The sequence below is a fragment of the Peptococcus simiae genome (assembly GCF_046569735.1).
Lineage (GTDB): Bacteria > Bacillota > Peptococcia > Peptococcales > Peptococcaceae > Peptococcus > Peptococcus simiae_A.
Window position 1 is genome coordinate 156,721 of record NZ_JBKICG010000001.1, and the last position, 17,705, is coordinate 174,425.

15 protein-coding genes and 1 tRNA gene are annotated in these 17,705 nt (G+C 48.8%); 2 read left to right on the forward strand and 14 right to left on the reverse strand.

Annotated elements, in window-relative coordinates; all coding sequences use genetic code 11:
* Window positions 1-19 precede the first annotated feature (19 nt).
* The 7 genes from ACLGL1_RS00790 to ACLGL1_RS00820 form a co-directional block, all read right to left on the reverse strand.
* Window positions 20-1,177 (reverse strand): ArgE/DapE family deacylase, encoded by a 1,158-nt coding sequence (locus ACLGL1_RS00790; protein ID WP_411006896.1) that lies wholly within the window; start codon window positions 1,175-1,177, stop codon window positions 20-22.
* Window positions 1,178-1,180: 3 nt separating this feature from the next.
* Complete coding sequence (locus tag ACLGL1_RS00795; protein ID WP_411006897.1) at window positions 1,181-2,455, reverse strand: MFS transporter; 1,275 nt, start codon at window positions 2,453-2,455, stop codon at window positions 1,181-1,183.
* 153 nt (window positions 2,456-2,608) lie between these two features.
* Complete coding sequence (locus ACLGL1_RS00800) at window positions 2,609-4,156, reverse strand: ABC transporter permease/substrate-binding protein (protein ID WP_411006898.1); 1,548 nt, start codon at window positions 4,154-4,156, stop codon at window positions 2,609-2,611.
* Between the two features lie 26 nt (window positions 4,157-4,182).
* Entirely contained in the window at window positions 4,183-4,686 is a 504-nt protein-coding gene (locus ACLGL1_RS00805) for an O-acetyl-ADP-ribose deacetylase (protein ID WP_411006899.1), read from the reverse strand.
* A 275-nt stretch (window positions 4,687-4,961) separates the two neighbouring features.
* Window positions 4,962-5,780 carry an inositol monophosphatase family protein gene (locus ACLGL1_RS00810; protein WP_411006900.1) on the reverse strand — a complete coding sequence of 273 codons (819 nt, stop codon included), beginning with the start codon at window positions 5,778-5,780 and terminating at the stop codon, window positions 4,962-4,964.
* Window positions 5,777-8,170, reverse strand: coding sequence for a ribonucleoside triphosphate reductase (locus tag ACLGL1_RS00815; RefSeq protein WP_411006901.1), 2,394 nt, complete (start codon window positions 8,168-8,170; stop codon window positions 5,777-5,779). The genes ACLGL1_RS00810 and ACLGL1_RS00815 overlap by 4 nt, the downstream gene beginning before the upstream one ends.
* Before the next feature lie 128 nt (window positions 8,171-8,298).
* Window positions 8,299-8,988, reverse strand: coding sequence for an anaerobic ribonucleoside-triphosphate reductase activating protein (locus tag ACLGL1_RS00820; protein WP_411006902.1), 690 nt, complete (start codon window positions 8,986-8,988; stop codon window positions 8,299-8,301).
* A 99-nt stretch (window positions 8,989-9,087) separates the two neighbouring features.
* Here ACLGL1_RS00820 and ACLGL1_RS00825 point away from each other — a divergent pair, with 99 nt between their 5' ends.
* Together ACLGL1_RS00825 and ACLGL1_RS00830 are read left to right on the forward strand one after the other, a co-directional pair.
* Window positions 9,088-9,594, forward strand: coding sequence for a PH domain-containing protein (locus ACLGL1_RS00825; protein WP_411006903.1), 507 nt, complete (start codon window positions 9,088-9,090; stop codon window positions 9,592-9,594).
* Window positions 9,587-11,098 (forward strand): PH domain-containing protein, encoded by a 1,512-nt coding sequence (locus tag ACLGL1_RS00830; RefSeq protein WP_411006904.1) that lies wholly within the window; start codon window positions 9,587-9,589, stop codon window positions 11,096-11,098. Before ACLGL1_RS00825 ends, ACLGL1_RS00830 begins: the two co-directional genes overlap by 8 nt.
* Before the next feature lie 279 nt (window positions 11,099-11,377).
* Here the strand turns inward: ACLGL1_RS00830 and ACLGL1_RS00835 are convergent, their stop codons facing one another.
* The 7 genes from ACLGL1_RS00835 to ACLGL1_RS00865 form a co-directional block, all read right to left on the reverse strand.
* Window positions 11,378-12,760, reverse strand: coding sequence for a sensor histidine kinase (locus ACLGL1_RS00835; protein WP_411006905.1), 1,383 nt, complete (start codon window positions 12,758-12,760; stop codon window positions 11,378-11,380).
* Complete coding sequence (locus ACLGL1_RS00840; protein ID WP_411006906.1) at window positions 12,751-13,410, reverse strand: response regulator transcription factor; 660 nt, start codon at window positions 13,408-13,410, stop codon at window positions 12,751-12,753. Before ACLGL1_RS00840 ends, ACLGL1_RS00835 begins: the two co-directional genes overlap by 10 nt.
* Window positions 13,411-13,463: 53 nt before the next feature.
* On the reverse strand, window positions 13,464-14,201 hold the full coding sequence (locus ACLGL1_RS00845) for a lantibiotic immunity ABC transporter MutG family permease subunit (protein ID WP_411006943.1): 738 nt from the start codon (window positions 14,199-14,201) through the stop codon (window positions 13,464-13,466).
* The gene (locus ACLGL1_RS00850; protein ID WP_411006907.1) at window positions 14,201-14,944 is read right to left on the reverse strand and encodes a lantibiotic immunity ABC transporter MutE/EpiE family permease subunit; all 744 of its coding nucleotides are present in this window, start codon (window positions 14,942-14,944) and stop codon (window positions 14,201-14,203) included. The genes ACLGL1_RS00845 and ACLGL1_RS00850 overlap by 1 nt, the downstream gene beginning before the upstream one ends.
* Before the next feature lie 4 nt (window positions 14,945-14,948).
* Window positions 14,949-15,650: a lantibiotic protection ABC transporter ATP-binding protein gene (locus ACLGL1_RS00855; protein ID WP_411006908.1), complete on the reverse strand. Its 702-nt coding sequence runs from the start codon at window positions 15,648-15,650 to the stop codon at window positions 14,949-14,951.
* Between the two features lie 228 nt (window positions 15,651-15,878).
* Window positions 15,879-17,528, reverse strand: coding sequence for a glutamate--tRNA ligase (locus ACLGL1_RS00860; protein ID WP_411006909.1), 1,650 nt, complete (start codon window positions 17,526-17,528; stop codon window positions 15,879-15,881).
* A 66-nt stretch (window positions 17,529-17,594) separates the two neighbouring features.
* Window positions 17,595-17,666, reverse strand: a tRNA-Glu gene (locus tag ACLGL1_RS00865).
* Window positions 17,667-17,705 lie beyond the last annotated feature (39 nt).

The following is a 17,705-nucleotide window of genomic DNA, read 5'->3' on the forward strand; positions in this document are numbered from 1 at the left end:
TGATGTCTGTAGGTCCTTGCTACCGGCTTAAAAAGTCCAAAGCCAGGTCTTTGAAAATCCGGATGGTATCCAGGTATTCATCCAGTTCGATATACTCATCGACCGTATGGGCCTTTTCCGTAAGCCCCGGTCCATACACCACCAGCTGGATATCCGCCGACAGGTGGATATAGCGGGCCAGTTCACAGGCCCCAATGAGCGGCCTGAGCCGGACATTTTTATCGCTGGCGGCCCTTTTAAGGGCCTGAATCAGAAGATTATCTGTCGCCGCCTCAGCCGGGTCCAGGACCTGGTCCAGGTTTAAGCTGAGTGTGGCCCGGTCTGGGTCCTGGTTATTTTTGGCAATGGCGGCTTCAAATATCCCAATGGAAGGGTCTGTTGAAAACTCCGGTACCGTCCGGGTATTCCCCCTTAAGACCACCTTGTCAGGAACCGAATTAACCTGCCGGCCCCCTTCGATCACAGAAAAGACATTTAAAGTCGATCCCAGGTTGGGGTTCTGGAGCTTAGGATCAGCCGTTACCGCGTCAAACTGGTCCTGAACCCTGCGGATAAAGTCGGCCAGGGTCGTCAAGGCGTTAATGCCTAATTCCGGCATGGAGGAGTGGGCAGCCCGGCCCTCTGCCTGGATGGTGTACATAATAGACCCCTTAGATGCAAAGATGGCCTGGTTTTCGCCATTGCGCTTGGTCGGCTCGGAAATGAGGATGGCATCAACCCCCTCCAGGTGGCCTCCGTCGACCAGGTCCTTGGCCCCCTGCATGCCGATTTCCTCGCCAACGGTCCCGATAAACCACAGTTCACCGGCAAAGGGCGTTCCGGCTTCCAGGATATCCATAAGGGCATACAGGCTGGCCGCCACCCCGGCCTTCATGTCACAGGTCCCTAGCCCGTACATCTTATTGCCGACAACCGTCCCTTCGAAAGGCGGGTAAGTCCAGCCCTCCCCCGGTTCTACAACATCCAGGTGGCCGGAAAAAGCGAGAATCTTCCCCTTTTCAGTCCCCTTGACCTTGACCAGAACATTAGACCGGCCGGGAAAGGAAGAAATCAACTCCGTTTCGACATTGTCGTAACCCTTGAAAAGGTCGGCAATATACTTGGCCACCTCTTCTTCATGGTCATTGACCGACTTTATTTGAATAAGCTGTTGCAAAATTGCTAAATACTTGTCCATCTTTTATTCCCCCACTGTCTGACTGCCTTGCCTGCCATGTTTTTTCGCTTGTTCATGGGCTAAAAACCAGAGAAAACCGGTTAGGAGGGCGAAGGCAATATTAATCAACCAGGCCCAATGGTAAGAGCCTGTTGCATCAAAAATATAGGATACGAAAAGGGGACCGAAGGCAGCCCCGACCTGGGTTCCGGACTGGACAAAACCATAGGCCTCCCCATATATCTCCCGATTATAAATAGATGAGGTAATGAGCGGCGGCAAGACCGACCCCAGGGCCAGGCCCAGGCCAAAGACAAGGGCCACCAGCCAGGGACCCCAGCGTTGACCGGCAAAGAGCATACAGACAAAGCTGAGGGCCAGGGAGCCTGCCCCGACCAATAAAGCGTGATAAATCCCGTACTTATCTGCAATCCGGCCCAGGAGGAGCTTGCCAAAGACACCAAGCAGGAGATAAATCGACACCACCGTCCCCGCTGTTTGGAAGCCGGCGGCCTCCTGGAGGGCCGGTGGGAATTGCAGGGTGGCCCCATTGGCCAAGCCATTCATCACAGACCCTAAAAGCAAGAAAATAAAAAAGCTACAGGATATCGAGGCCCCGATGGTCAGCCCCACCCCTAAAGACCGGTTGGAATCCTTATCCGGGTCAGGGACCAGGGCCTTTTCCGTCGTATAGCCATAGGGCTTGAGCCCCTTGTCTTCCGGCCGCAAGTAAATGAGGAAAAAGCCAAAAAGAACCGCCAGGGCCAGGATAATCACCGCATAGACCCGGTAGGACATCCGCCAGCCAAAGTGGCCAATTAAACCATTGATGACCGGGCTAAGCAAGGCCCCACCGGCAGAAATCCCGGAGACTGCAATCGAGGTGGCCAGCCCCTTCTTCTCCTGAAACCAGTTGTTAATGAGCATCATCATGGGGATTTGAGCCGTTGTGATGTAAGCCGCACCGATGATGAAGGCAAAAATATAAAAATGATACTTGTTTTGGGCCATGGAATAGCCGAATACGGCCAAGGCAAAGAGAATGGCTGCACAGGTCCAAATCCTTTTGAAATTATACTTGGTCAAGAAATACGATACCACCGGCCCCAAAAAAATCCCCACGGCCTGGGTAATGGTCCCGGTAAAAGAAAAGGCTGTTCGAGAAAAACCCAAATCTTGGGTAACGGCAAGTTGCCAGCTGTTCGACAGTGAATTGACGATCGGTACATATACCCCCAGGACCAGTGAAGCAACCACTAAAATGACCCAGGCATAGTGAAAACGCGTCTCCTTTTTCATCATCATGATCTCCTCTACGATTGGTCTGACCCAAGTCTTGGGGCTCCTGCAAAGACTTGGGCACCACCCTTTTGAGATGCTTTTGCTTAAAGATACCCTCTCCGCTTTCTCCAATAAAAAAAGCGCTCCAAGCGCTTTTTTTAACTGGACTGGTTAGTTAAGAAGCCCTTTTTTCTTTAGGAAGGCCTGGGCAACGGTTTCCGGGCTTTCTTTATCAACCTCTACAGCATAATTCATTTGCGCCATTTCCTTTTCAGAGATTTGCCCTGCCAGCCGGTCTAAGACCCTCCCCAGCTGGGGGTATTCCTCTAAGCGGTCTTGACGCACAACCAAGCCTGCCTGGTAGGAGGGGTAAAACTGCTTGTCGTCCTTCAGGGTCTTGATCCGGTCATCAGAGGCCTGGCCATCTGTAGTAAAAACGCTGAGGACATCAATTTCTCCCTTAAACAAAGCTTCATATACCAGTCCCCGGTCCATATCAAGTGCGTCCTTAAAGTGCAAGCCGTAAATTTCCGTTAGGGGCTTGAACCCATCCTCCCGCTCAAAGAAGTCATAATTGGCCCCAAAAACCAGGTCACCAGCCAGCGGGGCCAGGTCACTGAAGCTTTCCAGGCCATTGGCCGTAGCATAGTCCGAGCGAACAGCAAGGGTATAGGTATTATTAAAGCCCAGCATGGCCCGCCAAGTCAAGCCATAATTCTCCTCATACCGCTCTTTTAATTCTTCAAAGCGGGTCTCCTGGTAGGGGGTCTGGTCCTTTAGGACCACCTGCCAGGCGGTCCCGGTGTATTCCGGGTAGAGGTCGAAGTCCCCTTTGAGGATGGCCGGGTGGATATTCCCTGTTCCACCGGCAATGCCATGGGAAATATTGACCTTTAAATCTGTATTGGCCTCAATGGCCCCGGCCACGATTTCAGCCAGGATATAGCCTTCGGTGGTGGGCTTAGAGGCCATTTCCAGGGTCCCCTCTCCCTGCCCGCTGCCGGCCCATAGGGCGCCACCAAGGCCAAGTAAAAGCAAAAGGCCAAAGGCCAGCCAGCGCTTACCTGAAGAGGGCCGGCGCCGGACCTGCTCGCCATAGCCAATCTGCCTTTCGACCAGGCCCAGGAGCCAGTCACAAAAGAGGGCCAGGAGGGCAATGAGGATACTCCCACTTAAGAGCAGGACCTTATTATTGGTGGTAATCCCTCGAAAAATCGCTACCCCAAGGCCGCCCGCCCCAACAAAAGAAGCAATCCCTGCCAGGGCAATGGTCATGGTTACCATATTCCGGACCGCGGAAAAAATCACCGGCGCAGCCAGGGGGAGCTTAACCCGCCAGAGCATTTGCCCGGGGGTATGGCCCATGGCCAGGGCCGCCTCAATGATGCTTGGGTCGATTTCCGTCAGCCCGGTATAGGTATTCCGCACCACCGGCAGGAGGGCGTAAACCGTTAGGGCAATAATGGCTGTTGTATTCCCAATCCCTGTAATGGAAATAAAGATCCCCAGGAGGGCAATCGAGGGAATGGTATAGGCCACGTTGACCACAGAAATCACCGGATCGGCAAAGGCCGGCCTTTCACTGATGGCAATCCCCAGCAGGAGACCAATCAGAGTCGCAATGATAACTGCAATCCCACTAATCACCAGGTGGTCGATGGTCAGGGATAGAAAAAAAGAGAAGTTCTGGGCTATTTCATTAAATATAGCCTGGAGCATGGGTCACATCCTTCCCCTAAGCGCCGTTAGCGGTCAAGTGCTGTTAAAACACCTTGGTATACGGCTGCATCTTCTGCCCGGAAGCAGACCAGGTAGACCTGCATGTCCTCAGGCATCTCCGCCAGGACGGTCCGGACAGCAACAACGGCCGCCTGGGGAACCGGGTACCCGTACACCCCTGTCGAAATAGCCGGAAAGGCAATACTGGTATAGCCGGCTTCTTTGGCCAGGGCCAGGCTATTTCTATAACAGGCCCCCAAGAGGGCCGGTTCGCCGGAGGCGCCCCCCTCCCAGACTGGCCCAACCGTGTGGATAATCCCCTTGCAGGGGAGCCGGTAGGCAGCAGAAAGTTTCGCCTGACCGGTTGGACAGCCCCCCATTTGTTTGGTTTCTTCTAATAATTCCGGTCCCGCTGCCCGGTGAATGGCTCCATCGACGCCACCACCCCCAAGCAGGGATTCATTGGCTGCATTCACAATCGCATCTACTTCTAACTGGATAATATCCCCTTGAATCACTGTCACCGGCATAAGCTTACCTCCTATTCATTTCTTTACAAAATCTATGTACCCCAGGCCCTATACCTAAAAACAATTAAGGGGCTGTGTCAGAACGAGTAAAATCATTCAACCCAACCCCTTAAAAGCTCATTTTTACTTGTCATTTTTCTCGCCCGAGGCTAAAATTTAAAAATTGTTGTAAGACATGTATCTATATATACCACCAATAGCCAAGCCCCGTCACAAAAATGAGACGGGGCTTGTGCTTTTTTTAGGGGGCTATTTTGCAACAGCCCCTTCAGCCTTTAATTATCCTTAACCGGTGAAAAATACCGGTGGATGATGTCATCTGCTAATGCTTGGTTGGCTGCACACAAGAGGGGCAGGGGGTCAGCTGACAAAAAGGGGTCGACGCCAGGCTGGGCACTGGGGAAAAGGGGCACCAGGACCCCGCCCAGCTCTTCTAAAATCACCCTGGCCGCAGCGTGGTCCCAGGGCCGGAGCCGGCTGGACAGGTAGAGCTGGGTCCGGCCGGTGGCAATTTGGCAAATGGCCAGTGACCCGCAACCCATGGCCCGGGTGGCCCTGACCTCCCGGCTGATATTGAGGAGGCCGGCATCTGTCCGCCGCATGAGGTTGCGCAGGGTACCAATACTCATTTCCAAAATACAGGCAGACAGGGGCCGGTCGACCGGCCGGTCCAGGGCCAGGCCATTAAGGTAGGCCCCGCCGCCCTTGATAGCTGAGTAGAGGTCCCCCCGCTCCACATCAAAGACCACTCCAAGCAGGGGCTCTGACCCATCGTAAAGGGCCACAGAAATGGCGAAGTCCCGCTTGCGGCTGACAAAGTTGGTCGTCCCGTCAATGGGGTCGACAATCCAGGTGAGCCCCTCTATAGGTCTATTGTCTTTCTCTTCTGCATAAAAACCGGCGGGGCACAAGGCCTGGAGCCGGGTGCCCAGCGCCGCCTGGACCCGACGGTCCAGGTTACTGACCAGGTCCTGGGGGTCATTGCCCTTGTAATCGACAGATTCTATTTCCCATTCCCAGAGCTGGCAGCCGATATCCCGCACACAGGTGGCCACACCCCGGGCCAGTGCCGGGATGTCAACACGCGCGCTCATCGGACAGCTTGCTGGCGGCTATAAGGCATGATTTCCCCTAGGCCCATATATTTTTCACCGGTAGACAGGACCAGGGTCGGGGCACTGGTGATGTCATAGGCCCGGGCCAGATCAGGGTTAGCCGCACAGTCGATGACCTTATAGTTAAGGCCGGCCTGGTCTAAGACCTTTTGAGCCATGGGGCAGTTGGGGCAGGTCGGGGTGGTGAAAAGCCAGGCTTCCTGGGCCTCGGCCGCATCTTGAACCGCTGCCTTTTCCTGAGCAGGGGCCTGACCGGCCTCTACCTTCCCTTGGCCAGTGGTCATCCAGCGGAGGCCCATCTTCGCCGGGTCGTATAAGCACCGGTCCTTATATTCCTGGGTCTTACCGTCATTCCAGTTTTGAACCGGCCGGTAGTAGCCGGTAATCCGGCTGTAGACTTCTGCCGGCTTGCCACAATGGGGGCAGGTCTTTTCTTCGCCGGGCAGGTAGCCATGTTCCTGGCAGACCGAATAGGTTGGTGAAATGGTGTAATAGGGCAACTTGTAGTTTTCCGCGATTTTTTTGACCAATTGGGCTGAGGCCTTCCAATCCGGTAATTTTTCCCCTAAGAAGCCATGGAAGACCGTCCCTGAAGTGTAGAGGGTCTGCAGGTCATCCTGGATGGCCAGGGCAGAAAAGATATCTGAGGTGTAGCCAACTGGCAGGTGGGAACTGTTGGTGTAGTAAGGGGTGTCCCCTTCTTTTGCAGCGGTGATGATTTCCGGATACCGGTTGACATCATGCTTGGCAAAACGGTAGGTGGTGGACTCAGCCGGGGTAGCCTCCAGGTTGTATAGGTCTCCATACATTTCCTGGTAGTCAGAGAGCCGGTCCCGCATATGGTTGAGGACTTCCTTGGCGAAGGTCTGGGTCGCCTCATGGGTCAGGTCCTGACGCAGCCAGTTGGCATTGAGGCCCACTTCATTCATCCCAATCAGGCCGATGGTGGAGAAGTGGTTTTCAAAGCTACCCAGATAGTGCTTGGTATAGGGGTAAAGGCCGGCATCTAAGAGCTTGGATACCACCGTCCGCTTGGTTTTCAGGGACCGGGCGGCCAGGTCCATCAACCGGTCCAGGCGGGCATAGAAGTCTGCCTGGTCCTTGGCCAGGTAGGCAATCCGGGGCAGGTTAATGGTAACCACCCCAATGCTCCCGGTTGATTCGCCGCTTCCGAAGAAGCCGCCGGATTTTTTTCGGAGCTCCCGGAGGTCCAGGCGGAGCCGGCAGCACATGGACCGGACATCGCTCGGCTCCATATCACTATTGATATAGTTGGAAAAATATGGGGTACCGTATTTAGCGGTCATTTCAAAGAGCAGACGGTTATTTTCTTTATCGGACCAGTCAAAGTCCTTGGTGATGGAATAGGTCGGAATCGGATACTGGAAGCCCCGGCCGTGGGCATCCCCCTCCAGCATAACTTCAATAAAGGCCTTGTTGACCATATCCATTTCTGCCTGGCAGTCCCCGTAGGTAAAGTCCATGGGCTTGCCACCAACAATGGCCGGTTGGTCCGCCAGGTCGGCAGGGACGGTCCAGTCTAAGGTAATATTGGAGAAGGGCGCTTGGGTCCCCCAGCGGCTGGGGGTGTTGACGCCGTAAATAAAGCTCTCGATACATTTTTTAGTGGCCTCATAAGACAGGTTGTCGGTACGGACAAAGGGGGCCAGGTAGGTATCGAAGGAAGAAAAGGCCTGGGCCCCGGCCCATTCATTCTGCATAATCCCTAGGAAGTTGACCATTTGGTTGCAGAGGGTGGCCAGGTGCTTGGCGGGACTGGAGGTAATTTTACCGGGGATGCCACCCAGGCCCTCCTGAATGAGCTGCTTAAGGCTCCAGCCGGCGCAGTAGCCGGTGAGCATAGACAGGTCATGGATGTGGATGGCCCCACTCTTATGGGCTTCGGCGACATCCTGGTCGTAAATTTCGGAGAGCCAGTAATTGGCCGTAATGGCACCGCTATTGGATAAAATAAGGCCACCGACCGAATAGGTGACCGTGGAGTTTTCCTTAACCCGCCAGTCTTCTACATTCACGTAACTATTAACGATATCTTTATAGTCCAGCAGGGTATTGGAGACATTCCGCATTTTTTCATGCTGCTTCCGATATAAAATGTAGGCCTTGGCCACATCGGCATAACCGGCCTGGGACAGGACCTTTTCCACAGAGTCCTGGATATCTTCTACGCAAACGAGTTCATCTTTAATTTTCGGCTCAAAGTCTGCCGTCACTTTAAGCGCCATAAAATCAATAATATCCGGCGTATACTGACGCCCACAGGCATTAAAGGCAAGCACCATTGCCTGGGTAATTTTTTCAAGATTAAAAGGGGCTACAGACCGATCACGCTTTAGTACTTGATACATTGAATACCCTCCTATAAATTCTTTAGCTAACTTAAATGCTATCAGAACCCCCGGCGGATGTCAACGCAAATTACTAAATATGCCTACTAATTCCTGTCGCACCCGGATTCAGATACTATATGTAGTATCTACCCTCTAAGGTCAGCATTCGGGCAAATGCTTCGGACTGCCTTTAGGCAGGCTTCTGTCTCTTTTGGGGACAGGCTATGTAGTCCTACCTGTAAAAGGTCCCCCTCATCCTTAAAGGTCTGTAAAAAATACCGGTCAACGGGCCCAATCCACCGGGCCAGGGCCAGGAGCCGGTCCGGGGTGTGGAATTCTTTGACCAGGGTCGTTCGGAACTCAAAGGGGGTAGTCCCTTCCTTTAACAATTGCATAGTCTCCTGGACCGGGGCCAGGTCAAAGTGCGGCAGACCGATGGTCTCTGCATAGTGGAGGGGGTCATTTTTGATGTCCATGGCCACATAATCCACTAGGCCCTGGGCCAGGAGGGGGGCCAAACGGTCGGGCAGGCTCCCATTGGTATCTAACTTGACGGCAAAGCCGCGGCCCTTAACCGCCTGGATAAAGTCGGCCAGCCCTGACCAAAGCAGGGCCTCTCCCCCACTGATACAGACCCCGTCTAAAAGGCCCCGGCGGGTATCCAGAAAAGCCAGGACCGACTCAGGGCTGTGCTGGTCTTCAACCGGCAGCCGGTCTTCAGCCAAGGCCCCGTTATAGCAAAAGGGACACCTGAAGTTACAGCCACTTAAAAAGACCGTCGCGGCCGTCTTGCCCGGATAGTCTAATAAGGTCAGCTTATTGATATTCCCAATCATAGGGACCACCCTTTCTGTACATCATCATTTTTCCGTGCTATACTAAAAACCCAATTTATCCCTGTTTAATCCTCTCTTTATCTTAAGAAAGGGGTCTTTATGCAAGTATCCGATGCCCACCTACTGCCAACCGCAGCCAAGAAGGCCATGGTTTTGGAATCCTTACTCAACCTCGTCATCGTCGGTGTCATTACCGGCGTCATCTATGCCGTCCTCACGGCTTTCCAACTGCCGGCCCTCATCATCCTCATTGCACGGGCCATTGCTGCTCTCGTCATTATAGCATTAATTGTCAACCTCATTGCCAGTATTACAGTTAAATATCAACGGTACAGGTATATTGTCCACTCAGATTTAATTGCCGTCCGCTCAGGGGTCTTTACCATTACTCGAGAGTACCTCCCCATGCGCCGGTTACAAAAAGTCCATGTGGAAAGCGGGCTCATCAACCGTTTCTGCGGCCTGGCTGATATTGAGCTTTATTCCGCCGGTGGCACCCTCTCTATCCGCTATTTGCCGGCCGATGAAGCCGAAGCCCTGGCTGAAGACTTGAATAACAAGGTCAATGAACTGATTGCCGATGGGGAGGTTTTAACCCGTGTTTAATGGGCCCTTCAAACATGATAAGCGGATGATTCCGGCCCGGCTATCGGCAGGCCTGACCCTTTTTGCCGCCATCGCCTTTGGCCAGCTCGATGACCTGAAAAATATCCTCCAGGCCCTCCTGGCCGGGAATATTAAAGGGGCCATGAGCTATAGCTTCATCCTGGTTATTTTATTGGCCATCCTGGTCTTTAACGGCCTGGCTGCCTTTTTACAATGGCGCCGGCAGGAATTTATCCTCACTGACGACACCTTTGAAATGAAGGATACCAAACTGATCAAACGCCTGATGCGGATCCGCCTGGCGGATATTTCAAATGTCCAAATTAAAGAGCCCCTGGGCTGCCGGGCCCTCGGCATTGCTCAAGTTTGTATCAACACCAATACCCGGACGACGGCCTCCAGGACGGATATGACCGTCTACCTGACCAAGGACCGGGCCTTGGCCCTCAAGGATGCCTTAAAGGGCGGTGCCCTAGCCAAGCAGACCGGGGAAGACCGCGACCTCGCCCCCGAAGGCGACCGACCGGCTTGGACCAAGCACTATTCCACCCGGGAGCTGGCCAGGCATTGGCTCCTGAGCCTGTCCTGGTTCTCCCTTTTTGTCCTGGCCCTTGGGCTTATTTGGGCCGGCCTGGCTGCCTTTATCGTCCTGGTCCTAGGGGGCAGCCTGGCCTGGCTACCCATCAATGAAATCGGTAAGCTAGCCCCCCTGGCCATCCTGCCCCTTTTAACCGCCTTTATCTTCCCCTTTATCCGGCAAACGGCCCTGACCTGGATCCGCTGGTGGGACTTTCGCGTAGCCTATGACGGGGACCGCCTCCTCTTAGAGCATGGCCTCTTAACCCGAAAGTCCTTTACCATGCCCATTGACCGGATCCATGCTGTAACCATTGAGCAAAACTTTATCGGCCGCCTCCTGGGCTACGGGTCGGTGACCGTGGTCAATGTCGGCCTGGAAGATGAAAATGAGGGCCTCTCTTCCCAGCTCCTCCTGGCTGCCCCCCTGAGCGAGATTTTTAACCAGCTGGAAACCCTCCTGCCGGGCACGACCTGGAAGCCAAGCCTGGTCCAACAGCCCAAACGCAGCATGGTCCCCCTGACCTTTAGCAGCCTGGTGGTCCTGGTCCTTTTGACCGGCTGCCTCCTCTACTTTATCCCGGGGGTCTGGAAGCTGATGGCCCTGCCGCCGGTCCTCTTCTTCCCCCTCTATGCCCTAGCGGCCAGTCGGACGCCCGGTGTCCAATGGCAGGGTGACCAGATTGTCCTGGTCGAAGGCACCTTTGACCGCCGCTGGCACTTCCTCCACGAATGCCACATCGAACAACTGGCCATTAGCGAAAAATGGCTGCCCCGGTTACTGGGCTTGTCTCAACTCACCTGCACCATCCTGTCTCCTTCCATCCTAACTGCCAGCTACCTGTCCGGCTACTACCCGCTCACCTTCTGGTCCCCCTTCTTAAAGAAATGGGTCCGTTGGAAGGACCGGCAATTGAAGGCGGACTGAGCCGCACCGGCTAAAAAGGGCTGTTGCAAAATAGCTCTCTCAGCAACGACACAATGCCCGTCTCATTTCGAGACGGGCATTGTGTCGTTATTAAGTTAAGTCCAGAGGCTTGTCAGTATAATTCCCCCCTCTAAAGCCTAATATCAGCGCTAGAGGATGAAATCCATTAACCACTTTGATCAAATCATTACAGCTCCTCTACAACCCTACCTGACTTGACTGTTCAGTATGGATAAATTTAGTGGTTTTTTCATCCAGTTATGCCCAAGAGTATATATATTAATTTTTTCTTATTTCTTTTAAAGGTAATTGTAAAATAACTTTAGCGCCATTCCTATCTGTTCTATTTTCTAGTTTAATAATACCATTATGCTTTAAAATGATCTGTTTAGTAATATACAGCCCAAGGCCATGGCCTGAGAAGGAATGCCTACTTTTATCTCCTTGATAAAATTGCTCTGTAGCATGAGCTAAATCTTCATTAGAAAAACCTTGACCTTGATCTAAAATAGTCACCTCAAGAAAATGATCTCTTATAGCAACGACTAACTCTACCGATGCTCCTTTAGGTGAATACTTTTTAGCATTGGTGAATATATTGATAAAGACCCTTTCGAGTTGTTTTATGTCGGCCAGTATGAAAGAATCTACAGTTTTAATGTTTTCAGGTAGCATCACACGATTTGCTATTCTCATCTCTTTTGCAAGGTCTATCATTCTTTCTACTAAAGTCGATATACTAATTTTTTGAAAATCTAAACTAGTACTGTCATTTGAATGATTTACAAGCTTCAGAGTATCTACATAATCCGAGATACGTACAGTATTCCTTAATATAAACTTTATATAGTTATATTGCTCTGGCGTTAAATTAGTGTCGGATAATAATTCCATATTCCCTTGAATGATTGTAAGCGGTGTTTTTAAATCGTGCGTTATTGCTGAAATTTGATTCCTTTTATTCTCTTCGTTCATCCAATTTTTCTCTAGGGATTTCTTTAGCTCAACTTTCATCTTCTCTAGGCTATTTAAAACCAAATTAAACTCTTTTATAGTAGATCTCTCTATTTCAAAATTCAAGTTTTGTTTTGCAATTTCCTCTGACGCTTTAAACATAGGCATCAATTGTTTTTCTAATCGTTTCGCCCATAAAACCGTAATAATAAATGTGTTGAACATACAAAGAAGAATAATAGTACTAACCATTAAAATATTAATCGATGGCAAATAATGCTGCATCCATGGCAATTTGTAATATGGTTTAATGGCGTATCCGATTATTACATATTCTTTATCTTTTTTTATTTCCATGAATGATACGTTCGCACTCGAGATGCCATCCCCTTTATGAAAAGCTAGCGCTCCAACCTTTTCAGGCTCATCCATATTAGAGTTAATAATCTCTCCATTTTCCGATAACAAGATATAGCTTGTATTTTTGGGAAGAATTGCTTCTTCAAAATGATCCATTTCTTCAATGTCCGATTTTACTTGCATTAATAAGTTTTCAGTGTAGTTTGCTGGCACTATTAATTCAGCTTTATAAGCAAATACTAAAATCAATAAAGAAAATCCAATGGCTCCAACTAATCCTAAAGATATTGCAAGCAAATACTTTGTTAATACATATCTTAGGGACTGATTGTTTTTATTTAACTCCATTTGTAACCAATCCCCCAAACTGTAGTTATCGGATTTTCTCCATATTTTTTAAATTTTGCCCTTATATTTTTAATATGTTCTGCTATTGCCGATGAATCTCCTATCCCATCAAATCCAAAAATCATTTCATAAATTTGTTCTCTAGAAAAAACTTGTCCTTTTCTTTTGGCCAGTAGTTCAGAAATATGATACTCCGACTTCGTTAAGTTTATTTTATTTTCGCTAACAAAGACCTCCTTAGCTGATAAATCAAAACGTATGTTTCTAAAATTTAAACTGGAATGTTTTTCCCTATGTTCCCTTCTTAGGTGTGCATTTACTCTAGCGACCAGCTCATTCACGCCAAAGGGTTTTGTTATATAGTCGTCTCCACCACTTGAAAGCCCTTCGACTATATCCGCTTCCATTGTTTTTGCAGTCAAAAAAAGTATAGGGCAATCCACTTTATTACGAATTTTTTTGCAATAACTAATTCCATCAACATTTAGCATCATGATATCAAGTAGAATTAAATCATACTGCCCTAAGCTATTCTCGTCGATATCCGTAGTGGTTTGATGAATATCAACCATATGATTCTCTTTCTTTAAAATATTCTTAATGAGAAGAAGCATATCTAATTCATCATCTATTGCAAGAATTTTTGCCATAGTACCACCCCCACATTTTATAAGACACTCTTTCTTTCATGTCGAGTGTCTTGTTATTCACTTACTAATTTACCATCCCACCTATAAAACCATAGTAAAGAGCTGATAAAGATAACTAAAGTAATGGGTAGGGCTACATACATCCACATAGTAAATTCTTTCAATAAATATGAATGATCGGCTAGCTTCCTTCCCACGATATATGTTGCAACAAGCCTAGATGACCAGGTACAAGGTATAAAGTACCATATCTTATCGCCTAAACTAGTCATTGCCAGCAAGGCAATTAATGATTCAAAAAAACCTAACCCGATAGATACACCGCTACCTAACCTTATCGATACCCATAAATGGATCATATAGGTAGCTAAACCTCCAACAACAACTAAACATAATGCCACAAAGCAAACCGCAATACTTTGATGTCCAAATACTATTGCAAACATACTAATAGCAACACTTGTAGAAAACAAAAAGCATAGTAATAGTACTAATAGTTTGGCACTATAAGCTTTGCTTCTAGATCTTGTCGTTGATAAAAGGACTTGAAAGCTGCCTGCACTTGCTTCAATATCTACTACTTTAGAGGTAACCGCACCACAAATTATGGGAAGCACAGCTCCTAAAAGCATCAAATAATTTTGTATAATATCCATAGCATCAAAGTTTTTTAGACTGGTGATTTTTGCCACCCCATAAAATAATAAGGCATATAAGATTGGTAAAATGAAGTGGGCCCATGGAACCCAAGTATGCTTAAGCTTATAGAACTCTGATTTTAATATATTCATCACCCGTTTACCTCTTGCTTTGAAAACCACTTTTCAGTAATGAATGTAGATAATGTAAGTAACCATATCGATAAAACACATGGTATAAATAACGATGTATTTGAGACCATTGGATTGGATACCTCTGTTGGCACACCATTTGGCAAAATGTGCATAACAAGTACCATCACTCTAATTCCCCAGGAATATGGACAACAGATCCACATTGTGCTATCAGATAATAAAATACCTAATGCTAGACCCAAACCAGCATTTACTGCAATACTTGCTATAAAACCAAATTTTTTAGCCAAAAAAAAGCAAAATGGAGCTTGCCAAATATTCGTTATAATTAGTAATATGCTGGCTATCAACAACGTTGTAAATTCATATTTTTGACCTACTTGTTCGCCAACAAAAAATTGGAAGATGTAAACACCTAACATGTGTATCATTGCAGTTATGCTCATATATAGTAAAGCCATTAGTATTTTTGACACCCATAGCTTTTCTAAGTCAACATTCAGAGGAAAAACAGCTCTATAGTTTAGTTTTCTATCCTCTTTTCTATGCATCATTGCAGGTATCAAAGCAAAAGTTGCCGGCATTAATATCACATACCACCAATTGTAGGCATTTACAGTAAAATAGACCGGCATCAATAGAAAAGCAGGAAGTAATACAGTAATTGGAGCAATAAAGAGCAGCTTCATTAAAATACTATGTTTGTGCTTTAAGTTTTCAGCAAGCATATAAGTTATCATGATGCTACACCCTATTTCCTTTTTTTACAACATTTATGAATAATTCTTCCAAATTTTGATTATGATCAATGATATTTTGATATTTTAACGCTCCGTCATGAATAATCCCAATATAATCTGCCGTTTGTTCTACTTCTGCTAGAATATGGCTCGACAAAATCACCGTTATCCCCTTTTGGGGAAAATCTCGTATCAAATCACGCAATTCTTGAATCCCTAGTGGATCTAGCCCATTTGTTGGCTCATCTAAAATTAATAATTTAGGCTTATTTAATAAAGCAATCGCTATGCCTAATCTTTGTTTCATTCCCAAAGAAAATTGACTGCTTTTCTTTTTACCAGTATTTACTAAACCCACAATTTCTAGAACTTCATCAATTCTTGCTTCAGGTAATCCTAACAACAATGTTCTAACTTTCAAATTTTCTCTAGCACTTAAGTTTTCGTAAAGAGCAGGTGTCTCAATTAAAACACCTATATCTGATAGATCATCTCGACTCCATTTATGTCCTTCAAATGTTATTTCACCAGACGACTTGTGTAGCATACCGGCAATTATTTTCAAGGTGGTAGACTTTCCGGCTCCATTAGGCCCCAATAAACCATATATTGAATTTTCTTTAATTTTTAGAGATACATTATTTACAACTTTTTGTTTTCCAAAGTTCTTATTTAAGTTCTTTGTTTCTAATATGAGTTTACCCATTGAATATTCCCCCTTATTTCTAGTTACATGATAGGAAATAAGTTTAAGGATTTCGTAAGGAAAACTATGATTAATCCTGGATGATCCTAGACGAATAAATTTATATAGTAATATCTCCACAGTGTCTACACACACCAAGAGCTTACTACTGAAAATATTCTCATAAAAAAAACGGGGCTGTGCCGAATGATTTTACACATTCTGGCACAGCCCCGTTTATATGTCCATCTAGGCCAATTGGGTCAAATAGCTTTCAATCCGGCTCTTGACCTTATCCGGGCCCATGATTTGCTGGACACTCCAGAGGTCAGGGCTAGCCATTTGGCCGGTAACTGCCAGGCGGATAACGGCACTGACATCACCGACATGGCCCTTGTAGCTATCCGGGTCCTTTTTATAGTCTTTAGGCCGGGCAGCATAGCCCAGGTCGGTGGCGATATCGCGGACTTTGCCAAACCAGGCGCTGTTGTCATCGGCCGGGTCATAGCTTTCCAGGTAGGCCTCTAAAATGGTCCGGGCCTCTGCCGGGGGGATATTATCCGGCAGGTCATCCTTCACTTGGAACCATTCATCAAAGAAATAGCTGACATGGGCCAGCATTTGTTCTGCATAGACTAGGTCTTTCCGCGGTTTCTTTCCATCGCGGCCAATGGCCAAGAGGCGGACCAGGTCTGCTCTGTGGGCCTGTAAAAGAGGGGCTGCCTCTGGGGCATAGTCTTGGGCCCAGTGGATTAAAAAGTCAGCCAGGTCTTCTTCTGAAATATGCAGGAGGCTTTCTTTGGCCACGTCATCCAGCTTGACCATGTCGTAGAGGGCGCCGGAGCTGGCCATCTTATCCAGGGTCACCTGGAAGTCTTCCAGGGGGGCCTCCGGATGGGCCAGCCGCCATTCTTCATAGTCGGAATTGATGAGGATCATCAGGTACTCTCGGACGGAAGTCGGGTGGTAGCCCTTCTCCATATAGTAGGACAGGGCCATTTCGGGGTCCTTCCGCTTGGAGAGTTTCCGCCGGGTGCCCTCATCAATCTTCATCAAATGGGCGGTGTGGCAATAGAGGGGGGCCTGCCAAGCAAGGAGCTCAAAGAGTTCCAGGTGGATGGGCAGGGTGGCCAGCCATTCTTCTCCCCGGATGACATGGGTGGTCCGCATGAAGTGGTCATCGACCACATGGGCAAAATGGTAGGTGGGGATGCCGTTGGTCTTTAGAAGGACCACATCCTGCTTATTCGGGTGGACAGTAACATGGCCGCGGATCCCGTCCGGGACCCGGTAACCGTCACCGGGCAAGGCCCGAGACCGCAGGCGAAGGGTCCAAGGGCTGCCGGCATCCAGCTTGGCCTTGATATCCTCAAGGCTAAGGGTCCGGTCCTTGGCCCACTTGCCATAGTAGCCGGTATCGGCCTTCTCGGCTTCCTGCTGGGCCCGCAAGGCGGCCAGGTCCTCTTCTGTGGCAAAGGAGGGGTAGGCGTAGCCCTGGACCACCAGGTGTTTGGCGATCACATGGTAGATACCTGCCCGGTCACTTTGGTGGTAGGGGCCATAGGCGCCCTTTTCTTCTGTTTTGAAGACCCCTTCATCATACTGGATGCCAAAGTAGGCTAAGGCATCGGTAATAACGTCCTCGGCCCCTTCGACATACCGCTTATGGTCGGTATCTTCTATCCGCAGGAAAAAGCGGCCCCCAGTCTGGTGGGCTAACCGTTCGTTAATCAGGCCAGTGTAGAGGTTGCCGATATGCATAAAGCCAGTGGGTGAAGGGCCCAGGCGGGTGACAAAAGCCCCTTCCGCCAGATCCCGAGCCGGATACTTGTCCTCTAAATCTGCCGGGGTCAGATCAACGTCCGGGAAGAGCCACTGGGCCAGTTGTTGATGATCCATAATGCCTCCTTACAAAGCACACGTATTTGACAAAATAAAAAACGGTTCCCTGTGGAACCGCCGTCATAACCCATAGGGGAATCGAACCCCTGATTCCACCGTGAGAGGGTGGCGTCTTAACCGCTTGACCAATGGGTCATAAGCTACTTATATTTTAGCGAATGCTCCCTGGTTTGT

Excerpts from the sequence above, each read along its gene's own strand:
- ACLGL1_RS00850 (WP_411006907.1), bottom strand. The coding sequence starts at position 14,944 with ATGATAACTTATATGCTTGCTGAAAACTTAAAGCACAAACATAGTATT.
- ACLGL1_RS00815 (WP_411006901.1), bottom strand. The coding sequence starts at position 8,170 with ATGTATCAAGTACTAAAGCGTGATCGGTCTGTAGCCCCTTTTAATCTT.
- ACLGL1_RS00820 (WP_411006902.1), bottom strand. The coding sequence starts at position 8,988 with ATGATTGGGAATATCAATAAGCTGACCTTATTAGACTATCCGGGCAAG.
- ACLGL1_RS00845 (WP_411006943.1), bottom strand. The coding sequence starts at position 14,201 with ATGAATATATTAAAATCAGAGTTCTATAAGCTTAAGCATACTTGGGTT.
- ACLGL1_RS00800 (WP_411006898.1), bottom strand. The coding sequence starts at position 4,156 with ATGCTCCAGGCTATATTTAATGAAATAGCCCAGAACTTCTCTTTTTTT.
- ACLGL1_RS00840 (WP_411006906.1), bottom strand. The coding sequence starts at position 13,410 with ATGGCAAAAATTCTTGCAATAGATGATGAATTAGATATGCTTCTTCTC.
- ACLGL1_RS00835 (WP_411006905.1), bottom strand. The coding sequence starts at position 12,760 with ATGGAGTTAAATAAAAACAATCAGTCCCTAAGATATGTATTAACAAAG.
- ACLGL1_RS00860 (WP_411006909.1), bottom strand. The coding sequence starts at position 17,528 with ATGGATCATCAACAACTGGCCCAGTGGCTCTTCCCGGACGTTGATCTG.
- ACLGL1_RS00790 (WP_411006896.1), bottom strand. The coding sequence starts at position 1,177 with ATGGACAAGTATTTAGCAATTTTGCAACAGCTTATTCAAATAAAGTCG.
- ACLGL1_RS00855 (WP_411006908.1), bottom strand. The coding sequence starts at position 15,650 with ATGGGTAAACTCATATTAGAAACAAAGAACTTAAATAAGAACTTTGGA.
- ACLGL1_RS00825 (WP_411006903.1), top strand. The coding sequence starts at position 9,088 with ATGCAAGTATCCGATGCCCACCTACTGCCAACCGCAGCCAAGAAGGCC.
- ACLGL1_RS00810 (WP_411006900.1), bottom strand. The coding sequence starts at position 5,780 with ATGAGCGCGCGTGTTGACATCCCGGCACTGGCCCGGGGTGTGGCCACC.
- ACLGL1_RS00805 (WP_411006899.1), bottom strand. The coding sequence starts at position 4,686 with ATGCCGGTGACAGTGATTCAAGGGGATATTATCCAGTTAGAAGTAGAT.
- ACLGL1_RS00795 (WP_411006897.1), bottom strand. The coding sequence starts at position 2,455 with ATGAAAAAGGAGACGCGTTTTCACTATGCCTGGGTCATTTTAGTGGTT.